Origin of the sequence: Pseudomonas botevensis, assembly GCF_019145475.1 — a bacterium.
GTDB lineage: Bacteria > Pseudomonadota > Gammaproteobacteria > Pseudomonadales > Pseudomonadaceae > Aquipseudomonas > Aquipseudomonas botevensis.
This window is the reverse complement of sequence record NZ_JAHTKI010000002.1, coordinates 376,081-402,467: the sequence shown is the minus strand read 5'-3', so window position 1 is coordinate 402,467 and position 26,387 is coordinate 376,081. Positions and strand designations below refer to the sequence as shown.

General features: G+C 57.4%; 26 protein-coding genes. 5 read left to right on the top strand and 21 right to left on the bottom strand.

The features are described from left to right. Positions 1-21: 21 nt before the first annotated feature. The 7 genes from KVQ74_RS05485 to KVQ74_RS05455 all read right to left on the bottom strand — a co-directional run bounded on the left by KVQ74_RS05485 (position 22) and on the right by KVQ74_RS05455 (position 7,152). Positions 22-1,050, bottom strand: coding sequence for an alcohol dehydrogenase catalytic domain-containing protein (locus KVQ74_RS05485; RefSeq protein ID WP_217829970.1), 1,029 nt, complete (start codon positions 1,048-1,050; stop codon positions 22-24). Positions 1,051-1,278: 228 nt separating this feature from the next. Next, complete coding sequence (locus KVQ74_RS05480) at positions 1,279-2,889, bottom strand: gamma-glutamyltransferase family protein (protein WP_217829969.1); 1,611 nt, start codon at positions 2,887-2,889, stop codon at positions 1,279-1,281. Between the two features lie 25 nt (positions 2,890-2,914). Then, positions 2,915-4,006, bottom strand: coding sequence for a polyamine ABC transporter substrate-binding protein (locus KVQ74_RS05475; RefSeq protein ID WP_217829968.1), 1,092 nt, complete (start codon positions 4,004-4,006; stop codon positions 2,915-2,917). A gap of 20 nt (positions 4,007-4,026) precedes the next feature. Continuing rightward, entirely contained in the window at positions 4,027-4,806 is a 780-nt protein-coding gene (locus KVQ74_RS05470) for an amino acid ABC transporter ATP-binding protein (protein WP_217829967.1), read from the bottom strand. Between the two features lie 2 nt (positions 4,807-4,808). Then, positions 4,809-5,585 carry an amino acid ABC transporter permease gene (locus tag KVQ74_RS05465; RefSeq protein WP_217829966.1) on the bottom strand — a complete coding sequence of 259 codons (777 nt, stop codon included), beginning with the start codon at positions 5,583-5,585 and terminating at the stop codon, positions 4,809-4,811. A 12-nt stretch (positions 5,586-5,597) separates the two neighbouring features. After that, the gene (locus tag KVQ74_RS05460) at positions 5,598-6,404 is read right to left on the bottom strand and encodes an ABC transporter substrate-binding protein (RefSeq protein ID WP_217829965.1); all 807 of its coding nucleotides are present in this window, start codon (positions 6,402-6,404) and stop codon (positions 5,598-5,600) included. Positions 6,405-6,483: 79 nt separating this feature from the next. Next, complete coding sequence (locus KVQ74_RS05455; RefSeq protein ID WP_217829964.1) at positions 6,484-7,152, bottom strand: GntR family transcriptional regulator; 669 nt, start codon at positions 7,150-7,152, stop codon at positions 6,484-6,486. A 347-nt stretch (positions 7,153-7,499) separates the two neighbouring features. Here KVQ74_RS05455 and KVQ74_RS05450 point away from each other — a divergent pair, with 347 nt between their 5' ends. Next, the gene (locus tag KVQ74_RS05450; protein ID WP_217829963.1) at positions 7,500-9,044 is read left to right on the top strand and encodes a class I SAM-dependent methyltransferase; all 1,545 of its coding nucleotides are present in this window, start codon (positions 7,500-7,502) and stop codon (positions 9,042-9,044) included. 180 nt (positions 9,045-9,224) lie between these two features. After that, a complete protein-coding gene (locus KVQ74_RS05445; RefSeq protein WP_225929866.1) occupies positions 9,225-9,764 on the top strand; it encodes a DapH/DapD/GlmU-related protein in 540 nt (179 codons plus the stop codon). Here KVQ74_RS05445 and KVQ74_RS05440 read toward each other — a convergent pair. Further along, a complete protein-coding gene (locus tag KVQ74_RS05440; protein ID WP_217829962.1) occupies positions 9,761-10,426 on the bottom strand; it encodes a hypothetical protein in 666 nt (221 codons plus the stop codon). The two genes, KVQ74_RS05445 and KVQ74_RS05440, sit on opposite strands and share 4 nt — an antisense overlap. 33 nt (positions 10,427-10,459) lie before the next feature. Further along, positions 10,460-10,942 carry a hypothetical protein gene (locus KVQ74_RS05435; RefSeq protein ID WP_217829961.1) on the bottom strand — a complete coding sequence of 161 codons (483 nt, stop codon included), beginning with the start codon at positions 10,940-10,942 and terminating at the stop codon, positions 10,460-10,462. A gap of 124 nt (positions 10,943-11,066) precedes the next feature. Here KVQ74_RS05435 and KVQ74_RS05430 point away from each other — a divergent pair, with 124 nt between their 5' ends. Next, complete coding sequence (locus KVQ74_RS05430) at positions 11,067-11,978, top strand: AraC family transcriptional regulator (protein WP_217829960.1); 912 nt, start codon at positions 11,067-11,069, stop codon at positions 11,976-11,978. 89 nt (positions 11,979-12,067) lie between these two features. On the opposite strand, the gene KVQ74_RS05425 is transcribed toward KVQ74_RS05430, so the two are convergent. The 10 genes from KVQ74_RS05425 to KVQ74_RS05380 all read right to left on the bottom strand — a co-directional run bounded on the left by KVQ74_RS05425 (position 12,068) and on the right by KVQ74_RS05380 (position 21,724). Further along, positions 12,068-13,168 (bottom strand): protein-glutamate methylesterase/protein-glutamine glutaminase, encoded by a 1,101-nt coding sequence (locus tag KVQ74_RS05425; protein ID WP_217829959.1) that lies wholly within the window; start codon positions 13,166-13,168, stop codon positions 12,068-12,070. Continuing rightward, on the bottom strand, positions 13,165-13,671 hold the full coding sequence (locus tag KVQ74_RS05420; RefSeq protein ID WP_217829958.1) for a chemotaxis protein CheD: 507 nt from the start codon (positions 13,669-13,671) through the stop codon (positions 13,165-13,167). Before KVQ74_RS05420 ends, KVQ74_RS05425 begins: the two co-directional genes overlap by 4 nt. A 2-nt stretch (positions 13,672-13,673) precedes the next feature. Beyond that, on the bottom strand, positions 13,674-14,480 hold the full coding sequence (locus tag KVQ74_RS05415; protein WP_217829957.1) for a CheR family methyltransferase: 807 nt from the start codon (positions 14,478-14,480) through the stop codon (positions 13,674-13,676). Between the two features lie 37 nt (positions 14,481-14,517). Next, positions 14,518-15,051 carry a chemotaxis protein CheW gene (locus KVQ74_RS05410; protein WP_217829956.1) on the bottom strand — a complete coding sequence of 178 codons (534 nt, stop codon included), beginning with the start codon at positions 15,049-15,051 and terminating at the stop codon, positions 14,518-14,520. A gap of 12 nt (positions 15,052-15,063) precedes the next feature. After that, on the bottom strand, positions 15,064-16,704 hold the full coding sequence (locus tag KVQ74_RS05405) for a methyl-accepting chemotaxis protein (protein WP_217829955.1): 1,641 nt from the start codon (positions 16,702-16,704) through the stop codon (positions 15,064-15,066). Further along, positions 16,701-18,896, bottom strand: coding sequence for a chemotaxis protein CheA (locus tag KVQ74_RS05400; protein WP_217829954.1), 2,196 nt, complete (start codon positions 18,894-18,896; stop codon positions 16,701-16,703). Before KVQ74_RS05400 ends, KVQ74_RS05405 begins: the two co-directional genes overlap by 4 nt. 33 nt (positions 18,897-18,929) lie before the next feature. Beyond that, on the bottom strand, positions 18,930-19,241 hold the full coding sequence (locus KVQ74_RS05395) for an STAS domain-containing protein (RefSeq protein ID WP_217829953.1): 312 nt from the start codon (positions 19,239-19,241) through the stop codon (positions 18,930-18,932). 21 nt (positions 19,242-19,262) lie between these two features. Further along, the gene (locus KVQ74_RS05390; protein WP_217829952.1) at positions 19,263-19,631 is read right to left on the bottom strand and encodes a response regulator; all 369 of its coding nucleotides are present in this window, start codon (positions 19,629-19,631) and stop codon (positions 19,263-19,265) included. Between the two features lie 12 nt (positions 19,632-19,643). Further along, positions 19,644-20,309 (bottom strand): methyl-accepting chemotaxis protein, encoded by a 666-nt coding sequence (locus tag KVQ74_RS29505; protein ID WP_404822656.1) that lies wholly within the window; start codon positions 20,307-20,309, stop codon positions 19,644-19,646. Positions 20,310-20,911: 602 nt separating this feature from the next. Next, positions 20,912-21,724 carry an EAL domain-containing protein gene (locus KVQ74_RS05380; RefSeq protein WP_217829950.1) on the bottom strand — a complete coding sequence of 271 codons (813 nt, stop codon included), beginning with the start codon at positions 21,722-21,724 and terminating at the stop codon, positions 20,912-20,914. 318 nt (positions 21,725-22,042) lie between these two features. On the opposite strand from KVQ74_RS05380, the gene KVQ74_RS05375 reads away from it, so the two are divergent. Both KVQ74_RS05375 and KVQ74_RS05370 read left to right on the top strand, forming a co-directional pair. Further along, the gene (locus KVQ74_RS05375) at positions 22,043-23,053 is read left to right on the top strand and encodes an AraC family transcriptional regulator (protein WP_217829949.1); all 1,011 of its coding nucleotides are present in this window, start codon (positions 22,043-22,045) and stop codon (positions 23,051-23,053) included. Positions 23,054-23,071: 18 nt separating this feature from the next. Then, entirely contained in the window at positions 23,072-24,088 is a 1,017-nt protein-coding gene (locus tag KVQ74_RS05370; protein WP_217829948.1) for an AraC family transcriptional regulator, read from the top strand. Between the two features lie 7 nt (positions 24,089-24,095). On the opposite strand, the gene KVQ74_RS05365 is transcribed toward KVQ74_RS05370, so the two are convergent. Then, positions 24,096-25,514, bottom strand: a complete 1,419-nt coding sequence (locus KVQ74_RS05365; protein ID WP_217829947.1) for an ATP-binding protein — start codon at positions 25,512-25,514, stop codon at positions 24,096-24,098. A 1-nt stretch (position 25,515) separates the two neighbouring features. Next, positions 25,516-26,232 carry a response regulator gene (locus KVQ74_RS05360; protein WP_217829997.1) on the bottom strand — a complete coding sequence of 239 codons (717 nt, stop codon included), beginning with the start codon at positions 26,230-26,232 and terminating at the stop codon, positions 25,516-25,518. Between the last annotated feature and the right edge of the window lie 155 nt (positions 26,233-26,387).

Here is a 26,387-nt window from a genome sequence, read left to right as displayed (position 1 = left end):
GAGTCACCTTGGAATTGAAATTTACTCGCCGTGCGGCAGGAACACTCCACGGAACCGCATCTTCCCTGAAGACAGGCGGTCGTATGCTTCATTTGCCTGGTCGAGCGAAAAAGTTTCGACGATCGGCTTCACCTTACCCTTTGCGGCAAGATCGAGAATTTCGGCGAGGTAATGCTGTCCGCCATGCGTGGATCCGATCACGCGTTGGCGCATCATGTGAAATGGCTTGCCATCGGACGGGATCGAGAACGGCTTGCTGAAGTCGAGCCCGCAAAGGACGATGCGCCCGTCAGGCCTTACCCCCGCCATCGCTTTTTCGGCGGTGTCGAAGTCGTTGGTCGTGACCAGAAGAACATCCGCGCCACCGATCTCCAGCAGTTCCTCGCCGTTGGCGACGACAATGTCGGCACCTAGCTCCTTGGCCAGCCCGTGTTTGTCCGGCGAATGTGTGATCGCGACGGTCTCGAATCCGCAAGCCTTGGAAAACTGAAGGGCGACGTGGCCCAGTCCGCCAATACCCAGCACCGCGATCCGCTCACCAGGTTTAGGCTCCGCGTCGCGCAGGCCGCTCCAGGTGGTATAACCCGCGCACATCATGGGCGCAGCATCCTTGTAGGACAGCCCATCGGGCAACAATACGGTGCCTTCGGCAGAAATCGCGATGTACTCTGCGTGACCGCCCTGAGACGCGAAGCCGGTCGTTCTGGGCAAGACGCAGTTCATGGCCGTCTGGCCGGTCAACGGATGGTTCTGGCGGCAGTACGGACACCGACCGCACGAGGACTGTACCCAAGTGGTGCCGACTCGGTCTCCAACCTTGCGCGTATGGACGCCCGCACCCACTTCGACAACCTCGCCAACCACCTCGTGACCTGGAGTTTGCGGATAAATGTCACCACCAGCCCCTTGGGTTGCCCACACGTCCGTGTAGCACATGCCGGATGCATGAACTTTCACAAGAACCAGCCCTGGCTCTGCCTTGGGCACAGGAACCTCATGAACTTCCCAAGGCTTGTTCGCCCCCGTCATCACAACTGCCTTCATCTTCATCGCGCTTTTCTCTCCACCAGATCATCATCACTGTAGGGTTGCAAACCAAGGGCTCAGAGCGACGCCAACGGGCGTGGAACCCTTGCTGCACTTCTCCCCTCGATCCTAAGATCGCCAGACTGTCGCAACAATCTGCTCAATGATTGATGCCACGGTGAAAATAATTCACCAATCAAAAACAGTGGCTTCTCTTCCCTTTTTTACCGGCGCTTAAAGGCAACCTCTGATTTACCAAATCGCAACATGCGAATCCGCCCTCGGCTCCGTCCCGCCACAAAGCACCCCGCTCTCCGAATCACGAAGAATGATCTGCCCTCGCCCGTAATCAGTCAGGTCACTGGCAATCTGCACCTCATGCCCCCGCCGGGCCAGCGCATTGGCCAAATCCCTCGAGGCCCCCTGCTCGATTCCCACCTTCTTCCCCCCCAACCACTGCCAGCGAGGCGCATCCAGTGCCGCCTGCGGGTTCAAACCAAAATCCACCAGGTTCATGACCATCTGCACATGCCCCTGAGGCTGCATGTACCCGCCCATCACTCCAAACGGCCCGAGCGCCTTGCCGTCCCTGGTGAGAAACCCCGGAATAATCGTGTGAAATGTCTTCTTCCCAGGAGCCAGACAATTGGCGTGCTCGAGGTCAAGACTGAACTCTTGCCCCCTGTTTTGCAGCGCAATACCACTGTCTGGCAGCACCACGCCCGAGCCAAAACCGTGGTAATTGCTCTGGATGAACGAAACCATATTCCCTTCCTCATCGGCCGTCGCCAGATACACCGTGCCGCTGGCATGTGGATCTCCAGGCTTTGGCGGCTGGGCCTGCTCACCGATCTGCCCGCGTCGCCGAGCGCTGTAGTCCTCACTCAACAAGTCAGCCACCGCCACGCGCATATGCAGAGGATCGGTGATGTAGTGCAGTCCATCGCTGTAAGCCAGCTTCATGGCTTCCAATTGCCGATGCCAGGTCCGCTGGCTGTCACGGTGATCGAAGTCGAACCCTTCCAGAATCTTCAGCGCCATCAACGCAACCAGGCCCTGCCCGCTCGGCGGGATTTCCCACACGTCCACGCCACGGTAATTGACGCTGATCGGTTCCACCCATTGCGCTCGATACTGCTCAAGATCTGTGGCCCGCAGATAGCCGCCCGTGGCCCGCGAATGCGCATCCAGACGCTGGGCCAAAGCCCCTCGATAGAAACTCTCGCAACGGGTGGCAGCCAACTCTTCAAGCGTTCGCGCCTGCTCCGGATTGCGAAAGATCTCTCCTGCTCTGGGCGCTCGCCCGTCTATCAGAAAGGTCTCGAACCAGGCCTCCAGAACCCCGTCGCGATGGGGAGTGAACTCATCCAGCGCAACCTGCCATTGATGGGCAACCACCGGCGACAGTGGAAACCCGTCTCGCGCCAGGCTGATCGCTGGCTGAAGCAAATCGGCAAACGGCAGCGCACCAAAGCGTTCCGACAGTTCAGCCCAGGCCGAAGGACAACCCGGCACCGTCACCGGCGTCCAGCCATAGAGCGGCATCTGCTCATGGCCGGCGCCCTTCACCGCTTCGATACTCAGCCCCGCCGGTGCGTGCCCGTTGGCGCTAAGCCCGTGCAACTGATCCTTGAACCAGACCAAGGCAAACGCATCGCCACCCAAGCCACAACCCGTGGGTTCAACCACCGTCAATGCCGCCGCCGTAGCAATGGCCGCATCGATCGCATTGCCACCCTTTTGCATCATTTCAATGCCTGCCTGGGCGGCCAATGGCTGGGAAGCCGCCACCATGCCGCGACGGGCAAAAACGCTCTGGCGCTGCGACGGATACGGATATTCGTGAGCAGAAAATTTCAACATGACAAAGTCTCTTTCAAACAAGCATTCATTGGCCGGACTTGATCCGGTTCCACTCACGGGTCATCAGCCGCTGGATGTTTTCCGGCAGATCCGCCGAGACGAAGGTGTGACTGATCACTTCATCGGTCGGATAGATCCCGGGATTGCCGCTGACCTTGGGATCCATCAACGCGGTGGCGTCCTTGTTGGGATTGGCGTACCCCACGTAGTCGCTGACCGGCGCAATCACCTCTGGACGCAGCAGGTAGTTGATAAAGGCATGAGCGTTGGCGACGTTGCCGGCGTCCTTGGGAATCGCCAGCATGTCGAACCACAGGTTCACCCCTTCCTTGGGAATCAGATAGCGGATATCGATGTTCTTCCCGGCCTCCCTCGCCCGGGTCTGAGCCTGCATCACATCCCCCGAGTAACCGATCGCCACGCAGATATCACCGTTGGCCAGGTCCGCTGTGTACTTCGATGAGTTGAAGTACGTCACCGACGGCCGCAAGGTCATCAGCAGTTTCGAGGCTTGTTTGTAGTCGTCAGGCTTGACGCTGTTAGGGTCCAGACCGAGATAAAGTAGGGCCTGGGGAATGATCTTCACCGGCGCATCCAGAAAGGCCACGCCACAGCTTTTCAGCCTGGAGAGATTCTGCGGATCGAACACCATAGACCAGGAGTCCAGCGGCGCATCCTTACCCAACACCGCGCGAACCTTTTCTTCGTTGTAGCCGATGCCCACGGTGCCCCACATGTAAGGCACGGCATAACGGTTGCCGGGATCGGCGGCTTCCAGGCGCTGCATCAGACGTGGATCGAGGTGTTTCCAGTTGGTTAACAAGTTGCGCTGCAACGGCTGATAGGCGCCGGCGCGAATCTGCTTGGAGAGAAACTGGCTAGAAGGCACCACCACGTCATAGCCTGAATGCCCGGAAAGCAGCTTGGCCTCGAGCATCTCGTTGGTGTCGAAGATGTCGTACTGAACCTTGATCGCCTGGTCTTTCTCGAAGTTTTTCAGCGTGTCGGGGCCGATGTAGTCGGACCAGTTGTAGACCTTCACCACCGAGTCAGCGGCCTGAATCATGGGTACCACAGCGGCACAGCACAGCGCCGCGAACAAGCTCGATAAACGCATCGTCAATCTCCTGTCGAGTTTCACAGCACGCGGCTGAGGAAGGCTTGGGTGCGGGGGTGAGTCGGATGACTGAAAATCTGCTCCGGCGGGCCTTGCTCGATCAGTTCGCCCTGATCAAGCACGACTACGCGATCGGCCACTTCTCGGGCAAAGCCCATTTCATGGGTGACCACGACCATGGTCATGCCCTCCTCGGCCAGCTCCTTCATCACCTGCAAGACTTCGCCGACGGTTTCCGGGTCCAGGGCGCTGGTGGGCTCGTCGAACAGCATCGCCTGAGGCTTCATGGCCAAGGCCCGGGCGATCGCCACCCGCTGCTGCTGGCCACCGGAAAGCATCGAGGGGTAATGACCGGCCTTGTCTGCGAGCCCGACACGCTTGAGTAGCGCCTGTGCTTGTTCAACCGCAGCTTTGCGCGGCACACCCAGCACCTGAATCGGGGCTTCGATGATGTTTTCCAGGGCCGTCATGTGCGGGAACAGGTTGAAGCGCTGGAACACCATGCCGATGTCACGGCGCTGGCGAGCGATGTTGCGCTCCGAGTCCCGCACCAGGCTTCCGTCGGCCTTGGTGCGATAACCCATGGGGTGGCCACTCACTCGGATCTGCCCGGACTGAATCTCCTCCAGCAGATTGATGCAGCGGATGAAGGTGGTTTTCCCAGAGCCGGAGGCACCGATCAGCACAACCACTTCACCCCGTCGTACCTGGAGGGAAATGCCCTTGAGAATCTGCAGATCGCCGAAGGACTTGTGAATGTTCAGCGCCTCGATGATCAACTCGTCACTTTGATGCGCCATGATTAACGCCCCCTCAACAGTTTCAGCGTGCTGCGCCCGAACATGCGGCTGGTTGCCGGTGGCGGTGACGAAGGCCTGTCCGACTGACCAAAGCGTTTCTCCAGCCAGCGCTGGAAGAAGCCCCACAGCGTCGTAAGCAACAGGAAATAAATCGCCACCACGAGGTACAACTCGAACACCCGGAAAGTCGCCGACGTTACCATCTGGGTACTGAGCAGCAGCTCTTGCACGCCGATGACACTGACCAGGGTGGTATTCTTGAGCATCACGTTGAACTCATTGCCCAGCGGCGGAACGATCACCCGAAACGCCTGCGGCAGAACGATGCGGCGCATCAGCTTGGCGAAGGTCATGCCCAGGGAACGCCCGGCCTCATACTGGCCCTTGTCCACGGCGCCGATACCCGCACGGATAATCTCGGCCATGTACGCGCCCTCATTCAGGCCCAGCGCGATGATCGCGGCCTGGATGTTGCCGGGGATCAGCAGCCCGAACAGTTCAATGTCCTGAAAGCGGAAGATTCCGCCAGCGGCCAGTGCGGTGTAGAGGAAAACGATCTGCACCAGCAGCGGTGTACCGCGCATCAACCACACGTAGAACCGCACCGGCAGATGCAGCAACGGATTTCTCGATAACCGCAACAAGGCGGCGGCAAGGCCCAGCACGCAACCCAGCAACATCGCCAGCACGCTGATCACACACGTCAGCCAGAGCCCGGTGAGGTACACCCCGCTCGGCTGCAACAGGTACTGCCAGAACACATCCCAATTGAAATTCATCAGCGCCTGACCTCAATCGAGTGTGTCGCTAGCGACGTGCCATTTATTCAGGAGCTGGTTGTAGCTGCCATCGCTGCGCATGTCGGTGATGATCTGCTGCACGGCGGCGCTCAGTTGCGGATCGTCCTTGCGAATGCCCAGGCCGGTGAGGATTCGGCTAAAGGCAGGCACGCCCTCCTCGAACAGATCCGGCGCCATGGCGGCGTAGTAGCCGGCGGTTTCCACGGTGGTGCCGTACGCGTCGACCTGGTTGATCCGCAGGGCCTGGAAAGCATCGGTGTCAGTGTTGTAGACGACCAGTTTCATCGGCGGTTTGCCCGCCTTGGTCAGGCTTTCATTCTCGGTGTCGAGCAGGGTCTTGATGGTCGAGCCGTTGAGTACCGCGATCTTGTGCCCGCTCAGGTCTGGCAGTGTCTTGAGCGACTTCGGATTGCCCTTCGGCACCACCACCGCCTGGCTGGAATACATGTAGTTGACGATGTCGATCACCTCGCGGCGCTCGGGCTTGTCAAACAACTGGTCAACGATCATGTCGCACTGTTTGGCGAGTAACGCCGGGAGCAATCCGGAGAACGGAATGACCCGCCAATCGACTTTCTTGTCCCCCAGGCGTTTGGCAATTTCCAGGCCCAGATCGATGGTCAATCCCTTGGGCTTTTGCGCCTCATCGAAGGACACCAGAGGTGGGGAATCCATGCCTGAGCAATAGGTGAGCTTGTCGACCTTGACCAGACGCTCCGGCACCGTCGGCGCAGCAACCGCCCACTGTGTACAGAGCCCCAAGGAGATTGCAGCGAGTAACACACGAGACTTATGCATGACCAGACACTCCAGTTCGGTTAGTAACGGGGCAGTACTCAAAGTCACAACATCGGCGGCCTTGTTGACCGCTCTTTGGTTATCTTTCGGATTGCAGAAACTTGATCAGCTCAGGGACGGTTCCCTCGATGTGTTCGCGCACCACCGCTTCGGCCTTGTCAGCATCACCGGCCCGAATCGCATCAAGGATCATCGTGTGTTCCTGGCGAGCACTCAGCGGCTTCTCCACATGCTGCAGCCATAGGCGCATCGGGGCTTCGATCAGCGAATAGAGGGCGCAAATCTGCTTCAGCAGTCGCGGGCGACCGCTGAGACTGCACAGGTATTCATGGAACTTGCGGTGGCGGCTGACCCAGGCCGCACTCTCGTCGCGGTAGTCGTCCATTTCATCGAGCAGTCGCTCCAGGGCCATCAACTGACGCTCAGTGATCTTCGGCACCGCGATTCGCATCGCCAGCCCCTCCAGGGCGCTGCGCATCTCGAAGACTTCGTGCATTTCCTCTACATCCAGACCGCTGACAATTGCGCCACGGTTGGGCCTGAGCGTGACCAATCCCTGGGCGTCGAGACGGCGGAAGGCTTCGCGCACGGGCATGCGGCTCATGCCGATTTCGCCGGCAATGTCCTCGGCAATCAGTCGATCGCCCTTGCGGTAACGCCCGCCACAGATGCCTTCCAGGAGAAAGTTGTAGGCCTCCTCCTCGGCCGTCATCGGTTGTCGTTGTTCATACGCGGGAGCGAATTGCATGACGGCACCTTTTTTGTATTTTTGTATCCAATTATCCATGAATGCAGAAAAGCACGACGCGTGCCAAATTGCGCCAGCACTTGCCAAGCGTTTGATTCCAATGATTTTTGCGAAATGAGACAGCGACCGTCTCAGGACCTTGGCCTGAGAGTCTGCTACCTATTGGCTCACGATGAGCCTCAAACAAGTGCAGATTGGTAGCCGGGTAACACTTATTGAATGGCTTCAACCATGCCTCTCAAGCATGTCTGACCCAAGCCGAACCACGTGCCGCTCATTACGCTTGTGGCGCGCCACGGCTACCCCGTATAAAGACCGCTTTCCCTCCCGAGATAAAGGAAACAAGCATGAGCAACGCCTGGAACGAAGGGTATTTCACGGACGAGGGTTATACCTACAGCTATAGCCGGGAAATCAATCCCGTCTTCCAGCGCTACTGCCTGTTGTTGCGCGGTTTTGCCACGCTGGAGACCAGCGACGGTTATCACTGCGAACTGGGCTTTGGCCAAGGCGTTTCAATCAATATCCATGCTGCCGCCAATCCCGGGTCTTTCATCGGTACGGACTTTCACCCGGCTCAGGCCGCCCATGCCCAAGCGCTTGCGCGTACCTGGAACAGCGATGCACAACTGTATGACGACAGCTTCGAACAACTACTCGCGCGCAAGGATTTGCCACAGTTCGACAGCATCAGCCTGCATGGCATCTGGACCTGGGTCAGTCGCGACAACCAGAAGCTGATCGTTGAATTCGCCCGCCGCCACCTCAAGCCTGGCGGCATGCTGTATGTCAGCTACAACTGCTTGCCGGGCTGGTCGCCTTCGGCACCGTTGCGCCATCTGTTCAGCTTGCACGATCGCTTCGCCACCAGCAGTTCTACAAACCCGCAGCAGCGCATAGACGCCGCCCTGCAGTTCTCCGAGACGCTGTTGGCGGCCAATCCCAACTACGCCGCTGCGGCCCCGAGCATCGCAGCCAAACTGCAAAGCATCAAAGGCCAGGATCGCCACTACGTTGCCCATGAGTACTTCAACCGCGACTGGAATTGCATGTACTTCACCGACGTGGTCGATGCCCTGGCGCCAGCCAAGCTCGACTACGCGGCGACGGCGGTGCCGCTGGATACCGTGGATCCGCTCAACCTGAGCGCCGAAGGCATGGACTTCCTCGAGGGCATCGAGCATCCGGTCATGCGCGAACAGGCGCGTGACTATTTCGTCAATCAGCACTTCCGCCGGGATCTGTACGTGCGCGGCGCCAACCGGTTGACCGCCTCGGAACAGCGCCAGGCCCTGCTCAATACGCGCTTTGTGCTGTTGCAAGCGGCAGAAAGCGTGTCCGCCAGCGTCCGTGGGCCGGCCGGCGAAGCATCGCTGCAAGTGGAGATCTACGGCCCGGTGCTCGAAGCATTGGCCGCCAACGCCTATACGCCAAAAACCTTGCGTCAGCTGTCAGTGGCCGCGCCCTCGCTGCCATATGACGAATTGGTGCAGGCCATTACCGTACTGGTCGGGATGGGCGCCGCGGCACCGTGCCAAAGCGAAGCCGCCGAACAACAAGTCGAGGCGCGCTGCCGCACACTCAACCTGCAGCTGTGCAAACGCGCGCTGCTGAGCGCCAAGATCCAGGTATTGGCCAGCCCGGTCACCGGTGGCGGCGTAACGGTCAGCCGCTTCCAGCAGTTGTTCCTGATTTCGATCAAACAAGGCAACAAGCGCCCTGCCGACTGGGCAATGCTGGCCTGGAGTGTCCTCGGCGAACAAGGCGAAGTCCTGATCAAGGACAATCAGCCTTTGCTCACGGCTGAAGAAAACCTCGCCGAACTGACCGAGTCTGCCGAAGCGTTTGCCGCGCAATCGCTAGTGATTTTCAGCGCCCTTGGCCTTATTTGATGACGGGATAAGCGATCAGCCCGGGTATGTGCTGCACATGTCCGGGCGCCATCGACATGCCGTTGGCCGCGCAGTACTTCCCCACATTGTCCGCACCAGAAGGATGCCATGAAGCTAGTTGAGATCAGTGCGTTTATTAGTCGGTGGCCCATGTTGGGCTTGCTGCCCTCTGCCCCCTGAATGATTTCTCAAGACTGCGAAAACCAGGTTTTGTCCCTGCTGGAAGGTCTCGGCGCGAGTTATCGCCGCCACGGCAATGTAGCCATCCACGAAAGCGCCGATGTGGAGCACGGTGCTGTGCTGAAGGGGCCGATTATCATCGGCGAGGGATCTTTTGTGGCTGCGGGGGCTTACCTGCGTGGAGGGGTTTATCTCGGCCGCAATTGCATTGTCGGACCAAGCTGCGAATTGAAAAGCAGCTTCATGCTTGATGGCAGCAAGCTTGCTCACTTCAATTTTGTCGGCGACTCACTGATTGGCGAAGGCGTAAACATTGAAGCTGGGGCAATCATCGCCAATTACCGTAACGAGTTGGATGGCGCAGACATCAGCATCCGCTACGCAGGCAGTGTGATCGAGACGGGAGTGAAAAAATTCGGTGCCTTGGTCGGTGATGGATGCAAAATCGGGGCAAATGCAGTCATAGCCCCCGGTGCCATATTACGGCCAAACACCCACGTTCCACGTCTGGGACTGATTGACCAGTTCGTCTACGATTAAGTATCAAGAACCGGTTTGGGACTTCCTGCCTCTGAATCCGACGTGTCTGGAAGATGGCTCTGCGCTGCAAACGGATTGCGCCGCCAGGTCCGGATCCGGGGTGATCGCAGTGGTGCTCGAACAATTTCAATCGGTACCCAGGTGAGCGTGATTGGGGACAAAGCCACTGCAATGGCGAACGCATTCAGTCCTCCTCCACCGATAACGTCAGAGTTGAGTTGGCTCTCTTCGCCGTTGGGAGTACATGCGGTCGGATCATCGACGGACTCTGGAGCGAACTCGCTACCGTGCTCATTCAAGCAGGCCTGCTTGACGACCTCCCCATCGACCTGCACGTCTCGATCCGGAAAACTGTAGTCAGCAATATCAAGTCCACTGGCTCGAGCACCTGGCACTGGTCGAGCGGGTTTGTTCGTTGCACTGGCCGCATTCTTGCGCCACTCCGATGACTGAAGCATTGCTTCCATTTCCGGTCGGCGTGACACGTTCATGGTCATATTCAGTAGCCCCTGAGCGCGTGTTGTATCGGGCTGCCGCTCACGAGGGTTGGACTGAGCCTGCAATTGCGAGTGGAAATCCGGCCCACTGGTCGTCACCTGCGGTTTATTTTCTTCAGCCGGCAAGATTGATGGAGCTGGCGGGACGGGGGAAACTCTGGTCATAAGAGCTCCTCGTATCAGGGCTATTGTGATCACTCACTTCGATCTTCCAGAACGTCGCAGGAATACCACCTGCGCCGTGACACCCATGACCAGCGCAAGCGCTATGAAACCCAGCACGCCTTTGAGCAAAGGCGAATTCGGGTCGGTCACAACAGGGTGGCCATCCGGAACACGACGCAAGGTTTCCGAGACGGTCGGAACCATCAAGAAGAACACGGTCAGGCTCAAGAGAATCGTTTCAAGGTACACCCCTGCTCGCCCCAGCCAGCGAACGAACCCTATTCCGTAACCGGCAAACAGTAACAACAGTGTTATGGCGCCGATCACTGGACTGATCGGCTGACGAGCAACCAGAAACACTGTGCAACCGCCGATCAGCATAAAGACAAAATAGGCAGCCCCGGCTCGCGACCTCGGTACGATGCGCCCGTGTTTGAAGAGCATATAGGCGGCCAGCGGAATGGCGGGCAGGCTTCCAAGTGTGTGCAGCCAGCCGAGGGCAGATATCCCGAACATGCGATGTATCCTTGTTTTATGGATGATGTGTTAAAAGCAAAATTTGCTTCAGAAATGCCAATTTTGTCGTTTGAAAACCTTATGATTCAGGCATTCAGACTATTCAACACGTGACCATGCCGACATGACTGATTTGCTGGAAAACTTGACCATTCTTCCGGAATTGAAATTGGAAGGGCTGTCCACGGGGGATCTGCTCTCGCAGGTATTGGCCAAGATTCGCCTGACAGGGGATCGTGTCTACTCAGCAACACTGGACATGGATAAACGCTTGGAGCTGGATGCAAAAAGCTCACATATCTGCGTGCTGCAGCTCGGGCGACTCCATATCGAAGGCGCCGACAAGCAAATCATTACTGTTGAAAAGGGCGACATTCTCCTGCTGCCCCACGACCCCTCCTCCCTGAGGATTATGGCCACCCAGGGACCTGCGGCGCTGATCATCTGTCGCTTCTGGTTTGATGCCAGCAGTTTCCAGGCGATGGTGTTCGCCTTGCCATCGCTCATTCATATCAAGCAAACCGAAGCGGCAGCGTGGGCGCAAAACATCCTGCATTTCATACTGATCGAGTCCGATGACTCACAGCCCGGCGGTGCGTTGATGATTTCACGTCTCATTGACCTCATCGTCATTCGTATCCTCCGCACCTGGGTTCAACAGGGCATGGCGTCGGGGTGGCTCGGGGGCTTGTCTGACGAACGCATTGCGCGAACGCTGAGGGCCATACACGAAAAGCCCGGACAGCAATGGCGGATCGATGCTCTTGCGGCCATCGCGGGGATGTCTCGATCCAGCTTCTGCGAGCGATTCAGCTCATTGGTTGGACGCTCGCCGCTGCGCTACCAGAATGAATGGCGCCTGAGCCTGGCGAAATCGATGCTGGCCAAAAAGGACAGCCGGATCGGCGAGGTGGGTTTCGCGATCGGCTACGAGTCCGAGGCGGCTTTCAGTCGCGCCTACAAAAGTTATTTTGGACGCTCGCCTCGAGACGACAAAAGCCACGACGGATCTGAAGAGGGATTGATGGGACAATAGCCCGATTCGAGCATCGAGATCGCTGGCACGTCCGTGGCGGAGAATGACACATCGCAGCGACAGCGACGCGTCCGGATAATACCGCCGCTTCACCCACCAACAATTGCCCCCGGAATCTGCCGCAACTCCAGGACCTTCTTTACCCCTCCCAGCTTGATCGCCTCTTTGGGCATTCCAAACACGACACAACTCGCTTGATCCTGGGCGTAGGTGTTGGCCCCGGCCTCGGCCATTTCCTTGAGACCCCGGGCACCGTCATCGCCCATGCCCGTCATGATGATTCCCGTTGCGTTGCGTCCGGCAAACTTGGCCACCGAGCGAAACAGTACATCCACCGAAGGTCGATGGCGGTTGACGCAGGGACCGTCGCGCACCTCGACCAGATATAACGCGCCGCTGCGTTTGAGCAGCAAGTGCTTGCCACCTGGTGCCAGCAGCGCGGTGCCCGGCAAGACGCGATCGTTGTTACGAGCCTCGCGGACTTCGATTTGTGAAATATCGTTGAGCCTGGTGGCAAAGGATGCGGTGAATTTTTCCGGCATGTGCTGGACGATCACGATGCCTGGACAGACTCTGGGCAAGCGGGTCAGCACGTATTCCAGCGCTTGCGTTCCCCCGGTGGAGGTGCCCAGCGCAACGATTCTTTCTGTCGTGGCGACCATGGCATGGCCATCGCCTGACGGCAGGATGGCGTCGGCGTTATAGCGCGGATTGACGGCAATGGTTTTGGGGGGCGGCTGATCTGTCGTGGCGTCATGTGCTGCGTGTGCCCGACTGAGATTGCGCATGTTTACCTGTTTGGCGCCACGCACGGCGCGCACCAACTCGCTGGCAGACTCCATCAGAAAGTTCTTCAAGCCCATGCTCGGCTTGGTGATGATATCCACCGCACCCGCCGCCAGAGCTTGCAGGGTTGTCTGCGCGCCCTTCTCGGTCAGAGATGAACAGATGATCACCGGCGTCGGTCGTTCAGCCATGATCTTGCGCAGGAACGTGATGCCATCCATCCGTGGCATCTCCACATCCAGTACCACGACATCCGGCCATTCTTTGCGCATGCGCTCGATGGCAAACAGTGGGTCCGAGGCCACACCAATAACCTGGATATCTGGCTCGGCGTCAAGAATGGCCTGCATCACCTGGCGAACGACCGCAGAGTCGTCCACCACCAAAACCTTGATCGGATTCATTTCATTCTTCTGTTGTTGATGCGTTCGTGACGGACCCAGACATGCCCGCTGGCCAAATCGAACACCACTTTTCGATGACCCCAGCCGCCGGTATCTTCAGCGACTATCTGTAGCCCCAGGCTCGCCGCTTTTTCTCGTGCGGCCTCGGCATTGCGCCCTGCCACATCGACCTGCGGCCCCGATCCGACGATGCTAGGAAACATATTGCCGGCCCCGAACAGTTTCACTTGGTACTCGCTGACGGGGCGACGGCACTTCGCCATGGCATTGAGCAACAACTGCACAGCCTCATCGACGTATTTACCGTCCAACGGTGGTTGGCCGTTGCGCCGGCTTGGCAGCAAGCAATGACACATCCCGCCGACGCGCAATGTGGGGTGCCAGAACGTCAACGCCACGCATGAACCGAGCAACGTGGTGATGCGCGTGCCGGCCTGTCCGAAATAGATCGCCCCGATCTCGAGGTAGACCTCTGCCGGTTGCGGTGGGATGGGTCTGGCCATATTTATGGTTTTCGATAAATGGACGGTGCAACCAATTGCAGGCTTTCGCACACGCCGTTGAGGCTTTCGGAGTGACTGACAATCAGATAACCGCCGGGTTTGAGCAGCGGCAGCATGCGCGCCACCACCCGGCGCTTGGTTTCCATTTCAAAGTAGATCATCACGTTGCGCAGAAAAATCACCTCGAACTCACCCATCGGCGCCAGCGGCTCATTCAGGTTCACTTGCAAAAACTGAATGCGACTGCGCAATCCGGCCTCTACCAGGAACGTCCCTTCCTGGCGCCCGATGCCTTTAAGGCAATATTTGACCAACAGCTCACGCGGTAACGTGCTGGTGCGCGTCATCGGGTAATGACCGGTGCAGGCGCGCGCCAATACCTGGGTGCTGATATCCGAGGCGACGATCTCCCAGGGTTTGCTCCCCAGGCCTTCGGCCAAGGTCATGGCCAGACTGTAAGGCTCCTCGCCGGAAGAACAGGCCGCGCTCCAGACCCGAAGCGGCTGGCCGCCCCTGACCTCAGGCAAGACCACTTCGCGCAGGAACTCAAAATGTTTGGGTTCGCGGAAGAAGTAGGTCTCGTTGGTGGTCAGCATATCCAGCGCGACCTGCAATTCCGCAGCGCCGTCGCGCCCCATGATCAGGGTTAAATACTCGCCATAGCTATTGAACTCATAGTGGCGCAGACGCTTGAACAGACGCCCCGCCACCAGTGGCTTTTTCGCTTCTGAAAGGCTGATGCCGGCGGCGCGGTGAAGCCAGGACTGGAACTGCCGAAACTCACTGTCGTGCAAGACAATCGTATTCACGCAGCAACCCCGCGCCAAAAGCGTTCATCGACGGCTCTCACGCTGGCTCCGGATGAGCCGGGGCGCAAGCAGTGCCTATCACCGCCATGTCGTCCACCGACAACACGCGGTCAACGTTGAGCACAATGACGAACTTGCCATCCATGCGCGCCATTCCGCTGATGAATTCGGCGTTGATCCGGGCGCCGAAGTTCGGCGCAGGCTCGACGTCGCTGGCGGCGATATCCAGCACAGCGGACACCGCATCCACCAACAGACCGATGTCCTGACGCCCTTCGGCTTCGGAGTGCCCCTCGACAATCACCACGCAACTGCGCCGGCTCAAGCTTGCATTGGGCTGACCGAATCGTGCCGCCAGATCAATGACCGGCACGACCGCGCCCCGCAGGTTGATCACCCCACGCACAAAGTCGGGCATCATCGGCACCACGGTCAAACCGCCATACTCGATGATCTCTTTGATCCCTAGAATGGCGATGGCATACATCTCGCCGCCCGAGGTAAACGTCAGGTACTGACCGTCGCCCTCAGGAGGTGTTTGCACACGGCTTTTATCTGCCAAACCCTTCATGACATGCTCCCGTCAGAATCGCGTGAATTCGTGTTCCGAAATCGCTGCGCTGGCAGCAACCGGTCGAAAGCTCGGAACGGCTGTCGGGCTCGACGGCGCCGAACGGGGTGGTGTTGCTGCGCGTGCTCGGGGGGCAGAGGATGTCGTGGTGGAGAGAGTGAAGAAGCTCATTGCTTCCTGTAATTGCTCAGCCTGACTGCTCATTTCCTCGGCGGTCGCAGCCAGCTCTTCGCTGCTCGAGGCGTTTTGCTGAGTGACCTGATTGAGTTGCGCCATGGCGGTATTGATCTGCCCGACACCGGCGGCCTGTTCTTCGGAGGCGGCGCTGATTTCCTGTACCAGATCACTGGTCTTGTTGATCGAAGGCACCATTTCATTGAGCAGACTGCCGGCCTTCTCAGCCATTTCCACGCTGCTCGTCGACAGCTCGCCAATCTCTTGGGCGGCTACCTGACTGCGCTCGGCCAGTTTGCGTACTTCGGCGGCTACCACGGCGAAACCCTTGCCATGCTCACCCGCCCGCGCTGCTTCAATGGCGGCGTTGAGCGCCAGCAAGTTGGTCTGATAAGCAATGTCGTCAATGATACTGATGCGCTGAGCGATCTTCTTCATCGCAATGACGGTCTGCTGCACCGACTGGCCACCTTCAGTCGCTTCACGGGCGGCTTTGCTGGCCATGCCGTCGGTCACACGTGCGTTGTCGGTGTTCTGGTTGATGCTCGCACTCATTTGCTCGATCGAAGCGCTGGTTTCTTCGACGCTGGCGGCTTGTTCGCTAGTGGCCTGACTCATGGATTGTGCCGTGGCACTGACTTGCTCCGAGGCGCTGGCCAGATTGTCAGAAGCGTTACGTACTTCGCCGATGATGTGCGAGAGTTTGCCGATCATGTTGTCCATGGCGCCCAGCAAAACACCGGTCTCGTCGCGCGAGGTGACGATCACGTTCGGGGTCAGGTCGCCTTCGGCGAGACGGCTGGCAACCTCGGCGGCATTGATCAATGGGCGGGAAATGATCCGTGCGATGAAAAAGGCCAGGAACAACCCGACACCCAAGGCGACAGCCAGCGCCACGAGGATCGACAAGCGCGCGTTGCTGTAAATCTGGTCACCCTGGTCGCTGGCGGCTGCAGCCCCGTCGTCATTGAGCTGAACGAGCTGTTGCAGTTTGGTGGAGAGGCTGTCGGAGACCTCTTTCGATTCGCCGGTGAGCAGAGCTTCGGCCTCCCGTGGCCGATCGGTGCGCGAGAGTTCGAACACCGACTGGCTCAACTTCAGGTAGGTGTTCCAATCGTCTATCACCGATTCATAGATCTGGCGTTCGTTCTCGTCGCTGACCAGTTGCTTGTATCGCTGAATCCGTTCGTCCATCTCATGCCGGGATTCGGCAGCCTGCTTTTCCTGTACGGCTTTTTCCCGCAGATCATCAGCCAGCACGTTGCGCAGTTCGCGGGTACGGTACTGGCTCGCATAAAAACGCATGCCGGCGGCGAGCCGGATCGACGGGATCCAGTTCTCCTTCATGTCGGTAGAACTGGAATTCACCTGTTGCAGTTGAAAGACCGCGAAGATCCCCATTCCCGCCGTGAGCACCAGCACGAGCATGAAAGACGTCAGCAGCTTGGTGGATATTTTCAGGTTATAGAACCAGTTCATGAGCGTTGCCCCTGCGAAACGGAAAGAGATTCGGATGTGGTTGTGCTTTTGGAGACGCAGGCTCGGCTGTCTTCAGACAAGCGCGTGAGCAAGGCCGGAATATCCAGAATCAGGGCAATCGCGCCGTTGCCCAGAATGCTTGATCCGCCAAACCCGTGAAGCGCACCGAAGAGTTTGCCCAGCGGTTTGATAACGGTCTGGTACTCGCCCATCAGCTCATCCACCACGAGCCCGATTTTTTTGCTCAGGTGATGCACGACCACCACGTTCTGCCGGCGACTGCCCGCGCCTGCCTCTTCAATCGAGAAGTAGTCGTGCATGAACAGCAGCGGCAGCACCTCGCCGCGCAGATCGATGTAACCGCAGCGGCGGGCTGCGTCGTTGGCGGCAGACGTCAGCTCCATGCATTCCTGCACGCGCTCCAGGGGGATGACGTAGAAGGCCTCGCCTACACCCACCAGGAAGCCATCGATGATCGCCAGTGTCAGCGGCAGGCGGATTCGCACGGTCGTGCCCTCGCCGCTTCGGCTGTCCAGGTCGATTGAGCCACGCAGCGCCGTGATATTGCGCTTCACGACGTCCATGCCGACGCCTCGGCCGGACAGGTTGGTAACCGCCTCGGCGGTTGAAAAACCGGGTTCGAAGATCAGGTTGTAGATGTCCGAATCACTCGGCGTCGCCCCGGCAGGCACGAGATTGCGCTCGCGGCCCTTTTCCAGAATGCGTTCACGGTCCAAGCCTCTGCCGTCGTCGATGATCTCCACGACAATGTTGCCGGCATCGTGAAACGCATTGAGGCGCAGTCGGCCCCTGGCCTGCTTGCCGTTGGCCTGGCGCACCGCCGGGGCCTCGATACCGTGATCCAGTGCATTGCGGATCAGGTGCATCAGCGGGTCGCCGATACGCTCGACGACGGTCTTGTCCAGTTCGGTTTCGCCACCACTGATCTCAAGCTCGATGTCTTTGCCAAGCTCCTTGCTGACATCGCGAACCACTCGCTGAAAGCGGCTGAACGTGTCACCGATGGGTACCATGCGCATTCTGAGCGCGCAATCGAGGGTCTTCTCGACCAGCTCCGCCACCGCTGCCGTGGCATCGCGCAGCTCAGACTCGGGGTTATAGCTCGCCAGCAACTTCGCGCCTGCCCCGGCGATGACCAGTTCGCCCACCAGGTTGATCAGCTCTTCCAGTTTGTCGGCATGCACTCTGACATAACGACTTTCCCGGCTCTTTTGCTCGCGTGCGGTGGCCTGGGGGGCGGAATCACCGCGCAACTGGACGGGATCAGCAGGCAGTTCGAGATCCGTTGATGGGCTCGGCTGCGTAGGTAACTGGCTCTGTACGCTGTCGAGTTCTCCCGGCAGCAGCGAACCGGACTCCACCAACAAACGCTCGGCGTGATCGCGACTTTCCGGAAGTTGCCCCAGCAAGGCTGCAAACTCACTCAATGAAGCGCGCGGCGACAGGATGTGCACGGCGCAATCGTCGCGCACGAAATCGAAAGCCTCGTTGATCGTTTCAAACGTTTGAGCGGAGCGAAAACGGATGTCGAAGCCGAGATAGCAGGACTCAGGGTCCATCTCAGGCAAGGCAGGCATGGCCGTCGTAGTGGTGACGATATGGAGGATTTCGCCGAGGGTGTTCAGATAGCGAAGGAACGAAAACGGGTCCATGCCATTGCGATAAACCTGCTCACCGAAGCGCAGGGAAATATGCCAGTCGAGATTGGCTGCCCGCACTGCAGAATCGTCGATCACAGACTGGCGCACCCACGTATCTGGACTCGTTGGTGTCGAAACCTGATACGTCATCAGCCGTTCACGCAGGGCGTTTTCGCGCTGTACTGCCTGCGCATCAAGGCTGGCGCTGCGCTCGGCGACGACATCGACGAGTTCGCAAATATGGTCCGTGCATGCCAGTAGCAAGGCAATCAACGCGCTGTCGATGTTCAGCGTCGCATCCCGCACGCGATCGAGTAGGTCTTCCACGCCATGGGTGAAGCTGACGATGGGGGTCAAACCGAACAGGCCGGCCGACCCCTTGATGGTGTGCGCACCGCGAAACAAGCTGTCGACCGTGTCGCTGTCGTTCGGGTCGTTTTCCAGAACGAGCAACGCTTCCTCCATCTGGTGGAGTAGATCGCGGGCTTCGACGATGTAGGTCTGCAACGCGGAATCGAGGTTGATATCCATGGATCGTCCAACTGCCCTTTGAATTTGCGAGCCTCAAATGAGGCTCGCGTGACCATCAAACACATGCGCGAGATTGCACAACTGCAGCGCGTCGCGTACTGCCGGGCTAGCACCCTTCATGTGCAGCGCATTCCCGCACGCCGTGACGGCTTGCCGTAGCGCCAGGAGTAACTGAACGCCGGCGCTGTCGATCTCGTTGACGAGGGCAAGATCCACTTCGACGTCGCCGTTCGGCGCGAGCGAGGGCAACAACTCAGCCTTGAGCTCTGCGACGGTGTAAATGGTCAGCTCCCCGTCGATAACCCAATTAACGCCGCCCTCAGGGCACTGATTGACGATTGCCATGGTGCGGATTCCCTGAGGGCCTTACGGCATGATCAACTTGGAGACCGCCGCCATCATTTGCGCCGGCTGAAACGGTTTGACGATCCAGGCTTTGGCGCCCGCCGCCTGGCCTTCAAGTTTCTTCGAGTCCTGGGACTCGGTCGTGAGCATGATGATCGGAGTGAACTTGTAGGCGGGCAGCTTCTTCACTTCTTTGACGAAGGTGATGCCGTCCATGTTGGGCATGTTGACGTCACTGATCATCAGATGGACTTTCTGCCCTGTCAGCTTGCTCAGGGCGTCCCGGCCATCGCTGGCTTCGATGATGTCGTAGCCAGCCGCTTTGAGCGCAATGCCGACAACCTGACGGACACTGCTGGAGTCATCCACAACGAGAATGGTCTTTGCCACGAGAGCGGTTCCTTAAAAAAAAGTAATTTCATGTTCAGTGCCCGACTGCTGTAAGCCGCCCTTATGGGACTGGCGCTGCTCGTCAGTGGCGTAGGTGCGCTCCATCTCGGCCAGCCAGCTCAAGGTGTCGAGAGTGCCCGCCTGGCTTGGAGCGTTTGCGCGGGTGTGCAGGTGCTCCAGCAACTGATCCAGGTTGTTACGCACGTGGCACAGGATCTGGCTGGTACGATCCTGGAACTGCAACGCCACCAACACGTCGTCGAGCTCCTCGCGTATGCCGCTGCCTTCACGCTGCAGCAACTCGGCGGAGTGGCTCAGGCGCGCCGTGACATCGCCGAAACGGGCGAGCACGTTGCGGATCGTCTCCTCGGACTGCGCAATCATGTCGGCGCTACGCTCGCTGTTGCTGTCCGCAACGCCCACTGCCTGAGCGATCGCGGCGTTGATGATGTCCACCTTGCTCGACATCAGCTCACCCGTTGCGCTGGACTCCTGCGAGAGCTTGCGCACCGCGTCGGCCACGACGGCAAAACCGCGCCCTGCCTCGCCCGCTCTGGCCGCTTCAATCGCTGCGTTGAGGGCCAGCAGGTTGGTTTGCGAAGCGATGGCCTTGACCTCTTTGGTCATGTTGCTCAACTCACCGGTGTAGTCGTTGAGCTTCTGCACTTGCGCCAGCATTTCGTCACGGTTTCGCTGGGTGATGCGCAGTGACTCGATCACTCTGCGCAAGTCCTGCTTGCCGCTGGCCAGGGTCTCGTTCACGCCGCCACCGCCCTGCCCGACCAGATCACCGGCGGCTTGCTGTGATGCCTGTACGGTTTGTTGCAGGCGCGAAGCAATGCCGACGAATCGGTCGGTCAGCTCAACGACTGCCACTTCGGTCTGGTTGCGGGAGATCTCGATCTGGCTCGACCAGATGGGCATTGCCTTCAGACATAACGCCTGCAAATCATCGTCCGCAGCATCAGGCTGCGCCGAGGACATTGCCCCTTGCAGCACAAAGCGGTTGGATGGTTGCCGGCGCCGGAGCGGATTGAGCCAATACGCCGACATGAGCGTCGCCAACAGGATTGCCGCGCAAGAGATGCCCCAGTGAACGGGATAAATGCTCTGCAGAAACACCGTCCCGACCGCGAATGCACCGGTAGTCAACGCAGGAAGAGACAGGCTCGGTAAAGGCTCGGAGGTCATATCATGCAAGCGATGATTTTGGGGCATGAATCTACTTCCTGAACTCGATTTGAGAAGATTTGAACTGGATATCAGTGGTGATCACTCCATTACAGGTAGTTACCAACGACACACTGCCCAGTGATACCCGGCAGGCAGCGCTCAGGCCGACCTGTAAAGAACCCCTGCATCCACTCCACAGCGCAGTTCGCCAAGCGTTCGGTATCCGCCTCGAACTCGACGCCCTCCGCAATCACATAGGGAACGAAGGTTTTGCAGAGACCGACCAGATGCTCAAATGCCTTGGCAGCCGTTGCGCAATTGCTCGCGCGCAGCAGGTAGCCCTTATCGATTTTTATAATGTCGGGAGACGCGACACGGATGAATTCAAGTGTGCTGAAACCTGAGCCAAAATCGTCAACGGCCAACAGGCAGCCAACACTTCGCATGTGAATGACAAAATCAGCTGCGGCGCTTTGATCGGGAGATGCACTTTCGGTGATTTCAATGACGAGGCGTTCAGCGAGCTGCGGCTCAGCCTTCAATTGAGAAATGATACTTTTCCATTGTTCATCAACGACTGCACTTTGCGCCGAGATGTTGCAACCCAGCCTGATTGCGGGATGCTCGCGCAACATGGCAATCACGCTCGACACCACACAATGATCAAGATCCCTTATAGATTTTTGCCCTTCCAGAATTGCAAACGGGCTGAATTTCATCGGGCCGTTGCAGTGCCTAAGCAGGCCCTCGTAATAAAAAAACCTGTCTGAGCCGACAGCAATAATCGGCTGGAAAGCGAGAAAAAAATGGCCTTGCGCGAGCTCCTGATAGAACCAATTGACAAACTCGCGTGCATCTTCGGACGAAACGCTGCAAAACTTGAGATCAGAACTCGTCTCTGTATAAGAAAATAGCTCCATAAGCTCCTCCGCCACCAACTACTTGGGTATTTTATGGAACACCAGTCCAAAAAAGACGCAAATCCTTGCTGCGGTCTCCCTTATTGATTTGTCGCGCTCTGCATGTCGACGGAGACGCTTGCGCTGTTTCCTTGATAATCAATCTTTGATTAACAAATCAAGACAAATGGCCATGCGCTATTACGAAGGCGATGATCACATTGCTGCGCTGCCTTGCCTAGTGTCTTGAGTTTCTTTTATTATGTCCTGCCGCGCAAATTGCCCTCTCGTAAATTGTGTGCCATCGATGATTAACCCATAAAAACTTCAGGCAAAGTGATGTGTACGATTTCCGCAAGTTCTTTCAGAAATATCATTCAGGCCATATCATCGAGCAACTTTAAAATAAAATCGCTGGTCAATCATTACGCTGAGCAGTTAATCGAAGAAAATGACGATGACAAGTTAAAACTTTCGATAGCCTGTCGTTTCTTTAATGACGCCTCTCAGTATTCAGGCGATGCGGATATCGGTCTGTCAGCCTACAAACATGCCAGACCGGACTTCTTTGGAATAGCCGGCTATTCGTTGATGTCCAGTCCAACCCTCGACATCGCGCTTGAACGCCTGGCCAAATATCACCCATTAGTGGCTGACTCATCATTCATTACACTGGATGACGAAAACGAGCACTTCATCATTTCGGCTTTCAATAAAGGATTACCCAGCACCGAAGTCACTCGGCACATTATCGACGCCGCAGCAGCCGTTATTCTCGGGCTCATTCATTGGCTTGCGTTTCCGTTGAAACTACAGCCGGTTTTTGTAGATCTGCCCTATCCAAAGCCGGCTGAAACGATAAATCTGCAGCGGCTATTCGGTAAAAACATCAATTTCGATGCGCCACATATCCGCCTGGTATTCGATAGCGAGATCAAAAAGAAATCGATTTACAGCAGAAACCCGGGATTTGAAGACGTTCACCGTCGATATGCCGATGCGCAACTCGAAGAAAAAATAAATGGCTCATTGATGGAAAAAGTTCGTTCAGTATTTTCTTCCGGCATGACCGAGGGACGATTGATCTCGCTTCAGGAAATGGCCACAACCCTGAACATGAGTAAACGCACACTGCAAAAATACCTTGAAGAGGAAGGTGTAACGTTTTCTGCACTCCAGGAGGCATTGAGAAAAGAACTTGCCAGCAATTTGATCGCCAGCTCCGCGTTGAGCCTGAAGGAGATTTCCTCCATTCTCGGCTTCAGCCAGTCAAGCAGCCTGAGTAAAGCCTGTCAGCGTTGGTTTTCTCTGTCCCCTGGTCAGCTAAGAGCACAAAACCAGAAAAGCTAAAGGTCTGAATCCCTACTTATGTCAACCATTGCACCGTCCTGTACAAAAGTCATGCTCAGATTAAAAGAGCATGCGCAAGCGACATCTGATGAAACAGAAAATCTATACAACTATTTGAACGCTTTGGCGGATAGCGGGCAGCGGACAAAAATAAAAGACGTATCGAAGTTTATGCTCTGCCTACAGTCCGACTCGGGAAACACAGACATCGGGCTGGCCTGTTATGAAGAGTTTCACCCAGGACAACTTCAATCCCAACTCTACCCTTTAATGTCCAGCGCTACTCTAGGTGACGCGTTATTGCTTCTTTCGCGACTCTCCGCAATATTGTCGGACGGAGCTCCACTATTGGTTCTTGAAGAGCCTGACTCGTTTAGCGTCGTATTTCTTAGGCTGGAGCTACTGAATCTTTCCAGATCTTATATAGACTGTTATTTTGCCACGCTGATTGGAATTGTTCATTGGTTACTGCCATTTAACAAGGTCGTACCTGTCGCAACAACATTTAGTTATGAAGCCCCTGTCGACACAAGCAAACTTAAAGTCCTTTTCGGGGAAAATCTGACATTTTCCAATCTGATCAACAAAATAACGATCTCTGTTCACGACTGGAATCAGAAGTTGCCAACCGGATTTCCCGAACTGAAAATTCATCACGACAACCTGGTCAACCTGGAAATCCAGAACTTCCCCGTAAAAATGTCTTCCGTGGTGAAGAATCATATTGTCTCGGGTCTGGCCACAGGTGTCGTGGTTTCACTCGAAAGTATCGCCAGTGCCATGAATTTGAGTCCACGAATGCTACGTAACCGGCTGGATGAGGAGCAAACGGGGGTCAGGGAGCTTTTGGACGAATCCCGCTTGCAGCTCGCCCGCCACTTGATCGGTACGACCGACCAGAGTTCTGCGGTGATCGCCAAAGGTCTGGGGTTTCAGGAGGTCAGCAGTTTTTACCGCGCCTGCAACCGCTGGTTTGGCTGCTCCCCAGCCGCTTATCGCCTGAAAGCGGCTTCGGGCACGAAGGCATCAGGTTAAACGTGGATCAACAGCAATCCGTCCGGCAGCTTTCACGTCTGTAAGGTAGACCTACGCTCACTCTGAGCCCGCCCCCCTGCCGATTCGACAGTTCAAGCGCGCCCTCCTGGCTCGCCGCAATACGCTTGGCAATGCTCAGTCCCAGGCCATATCCGCCAGACTGGCCATTGCGCGAGCTCTCTCCACGCACGAACGGATCGGTGATGGAGTCGAGCAGGCTTGGCGTAATGCCGGGACCACGGTCGGTGATGCTGATCAGCACCGCCTCTTGTGTCCTCTCGACATGTATCTCGATCTGGCAGGCATAACGTAAAGCGTTCTCCAACAGATTCTGCAGGCAGCGCTGCAGCAACACTTCGTTTGCGTGGATCATCCCTCCCCGCCCGGTCACCGGCAGGTTCTCTTCTTTGGTTGCCAAATCCGTGCACAGTCGATGCAACAGCTTGTCGACGTCCACAAACTGGAAAGAATGCTGTTTGGCGCTGTGCAGATAATCGAGCACTTGGGCGATCATCCGATCCATCTGTTGCACGTTCTGCTTCAGGCGCTCGCGGTGATCGACTTCTTTCAGCCGCTCGATGCGCAAGCGCATACGAGTCAGGGGCGTGCGCAGGTCATGGGAAACGGCCGCGAGGAAAAAGCTCTGGTCATTGACCATCGCCACGATTCGCTGTTGCATGGAATTGAACGTGCGCGCGGCCTGACGGACTTCCGATGATCCCTCAATAATGAGGGGTGGTTGATCGAGGTTTTTACCCAGTGCCCTGGCGGCATCACTCATCCTTTTGAGCGGGCTCAGGCACAAGCGGACAGCTATCCAACAAATGGCCAACACCGCCATTATCCGCAGCACGTAGACCCTGAGAATGTAATCGGTGATCAGCGCCCAGGCCGACTCGCCACTCCAGCCCTGCAACTCCTGACCGTCGACTTCCAGCCAGTGACCATCGGGCAGCCGCACGGCAAAGCAGACATGGGTCAGCGCCGTCTGCAACCCGAATAGACTGCGCCAGACCACTGGCTTGCCTTGCAGATCGGTCAGTTGAATCATCAATGCCTTGACCGATTGCTCGTGACCAAGCTCATACGTCAGCGCCTGGTTGAGCAGCATTTCGGTACGCCGGGCACCTCGTTGCAAATCGGCATGTATCGCAGGTTCAGAGTCCAGACATTGGACCTGATAGTTCGCAGGTGCCTTTATCACTTCGTCGGGATGACAACCGCCCTGGCGAATCAGATCGGCGGAACGGCTGGCCATCAGACGTAAAGGGGCCTCGAGTACCTGGGCGAAGCGCACATCGAACCAGATGCTGCTCGACAGCAGTTGAACGGCCAGCGTGCCAGTCACCATGATCAATGTCAGTTGGGCAAAGAGTGTCTTGGGCCACAGACGTCTCAAGCCGTTGAGCAGGCGGTCACGAATCATCTCAATCGGCGGCCATGCTGGAAATGCTCAACAGATACCCTTCATTGCGCACCGTAAGGATCTGCACCAGGCCATCCTCGGCGCTCTTGAAATACTGGCGAAGGCGACTGATGCACATGTCGACGCTGCGATCATCCGGCGAGTAATCACGGCCCATTGCACTGCGCGTCAGCTGATCTCGGGACAACACCTGCTCGCGCGCATCCAGCAGATCCCGCAACACTCTGAAATCAGAACGCGGCAACGTGAAAGATGATCCTTGCGGGACGCTGAGAACACGTTTGGCATGATCGAGCCGATACCCGGCGAACTGATGCTGTGGCTCCGGACGTGGCCTCTCCTCGGGCGCGCTACGAACCGGGCGGCGCAGTACCGCTTTGATCCGGGCCGACAATTCACGCGGCTCGAACGGCTTGGCGACGTAATCGTCAGCGCCGACTTCCAGGCCGATGATGCGATCCAGTGCAGAGCCTTTGGCGGACAACATGATCACGCTCAGACCTGGTCGGGCTTGCAGTTGTCGACACAGGCTCAAACCGTCCTCGCCAGGCAGCATGACGTCCAGTATCACCAGATCCACGGGTTGCTGTTCCAGTTGCTGCCACATCTGCGGACCATCGGCGGCGGCGAGTACACAGTCGCCGTTTTCACTGAGGTAGTCGCACAGCAGCTCGCGTATTTCATCGTCGTCATCCACGACCAGCAGGGTCTTGACCAGCGGATGGGCCTTCAAGACCGGGGGGCAGATGCCCTCATTACAATCCATTACATCCCCATACAAGCCAGTGGTAGAGCGCAGAGCCGCGATGCATAAAATGCTAGCAAAAATCATCTGCAAATACGAACTGTTACCAATGACAACATGGGGCAACA

Coding starts and splice junctions, on each gene's coding strand:
- KVQ74_RS05395 (WP_217829953.1), bottom strand. CDS start 19,241: ATGGCAATCGTCAATCAGTGCCCTGAGGGCGGCGTTAATTGGGTTATC.
- KVQ74_RS05445 (WP_225929866.1), top strand. CDS start 9,225: ATGATTTCTCAAGACTGCGAAAACCAGGTTTTGTCCCTGCTGGAAGGT.
- KVQ74_RS05430 (WP_217829960.1), top strand. CDS start 11,067: ATGACTGATTTGCTGGAAAACTTGACCATTCTTCCGGAATTGAAATTG.
- KVQ74_RS05405 (WP_217829955.1), bottom strand. CDS start 16,704: ATGAACTGGTTCTATAACCTGAAAATATCCACCAAGCTGCTGACGTCT.
- KVQ74_RS05440 (WP_217829962.1), bottom strand. CDS start 10,426: ATGACCAGAGTTTCCCCCGTCCCGCCAGCTCCATCAATCTTGCCGGCT.
- KVQ74_RS05465 (WP_217829966.1), bottom strand. CDS start 5,585: ATGAATTTCAATTGGGATGTGTTCTGGCAGTACCTGTTGCAGCCGAGC.
- KVQ74_RS05425 (WP_217829959.1), bottom strand. CDS start 13,168: ATGAATCCGATCAAGGTTTTGGTGGTGGACGACTCTGCGGTCGTTCGC.
- KVQ74_RS05365 (WP_217829947.1), bottom strand. CDS start 25,514: ATGATTCGTGACCGCCTGCTCAACGGCTTGAGACGTCTGTGGCCCAAG.
- KVQ74_RS05470 (WP_217829967.1), bottom strand. CDS start 4,806: ATGGCGCATCAAAGTGACGAGTTGATCATCGAGGCGCTGAACATTCAC.
- KVQ74_RS05485 (WP_217829970.1), bottom strand. CDS start 1,050: ATGAAGATGAAGGCAGTTGTGATGACGGGGGCGAACAAGCCTTGGGAA.
- KVQ74_RS05435 (WP_217829961.1), bottom strand. CDS start 10,942: ATGTTCGGGATATCTGCCCTCGGCTGGCTGCACACACTTGGAAGCCTG.
- KVQ74_RS05475 (WP_217829968.1), bottom strand. CDS start 4,006: ATGCGTTTATCGAGCTTGTTCGCGGCGCTGTGCTGTGCCGCTGTGGTA.
- KVQ74_RS05375 (WP_217829949.1), top strand. CDS start 22,043: ATGTGTACGATTTCCGCAAGTTCTTTCAGAAATATCATTCAGGCCATA.
- KVQ74_RS05460 (WP_217829965.1), bottom strand. CDS start 6,404: ATGCATAAGTCTCGTGTGTTACTCGCTGCAATCTCCTTGGGGCTCTGT.
- KVQ74_RS05450 (WP_217829963.1), top strand. CDS start 7,500: ATGAGCAACGCCTGGAACGAAGGGTATTTCACGGACGAGGGTTATACC.
- KVQ74_RS05380 (WP_217829950.1), bottom strand. CDS start 21,724: ATGGAGCTATTTTCTTATACAGAGACGAGTTCTGATCTCAAGTTTTGC.
- KVQ74_RS05370 (WP_217829948.1), top strand. CDS start 23,072: ATGTCAACCATTGCACCGTCCTGTACAAAAGTCATGCTCAGATTAAAA.
- KVQ74_RS05480 (WP_217829969.1), bottom strand. CDS start 2,889: ATGTTGAAATTTTCTGCTCACGAATATCCGTATCCGTCGCAGCGCCAG.
- KVQ74_RS05410 (WP_217829956.1), bottom strand. CDS start 15,051: ATGAAGGGTTTGGCAGATAAAAGCCGTGTGCAAACACCTCCTGAGGGC.
- KVQ74_RS05420 (WP_217829958.1), bottom strand. CDS start 13,671: ATGGCCAGACCCATCCCACCGCAACCGGCAGAGGTCTACCTCGAGATC.
- KVQ74_RS05455 (WP_217829964.1), bottom strand. CDS start 7,152: ATGCAATTCGCTCCCGCGTATGAACAACGACAACCGATGACGGCCGAG.
- KVQ74_RS29505 (WP_404822656.1), bottom strand. CDS start 20,309: ATGCTGGCGCAAGTGCAGAAGCTCAACGACTACACCGGTGAGTTGAGC.
- KVQ74_RS05400 (WP_217829954.1), bottom strand. CDS start 18,896: ATGGATATCAACCTCGATTCCGCGTTGCAGACCTACATCGTCGAAGCC.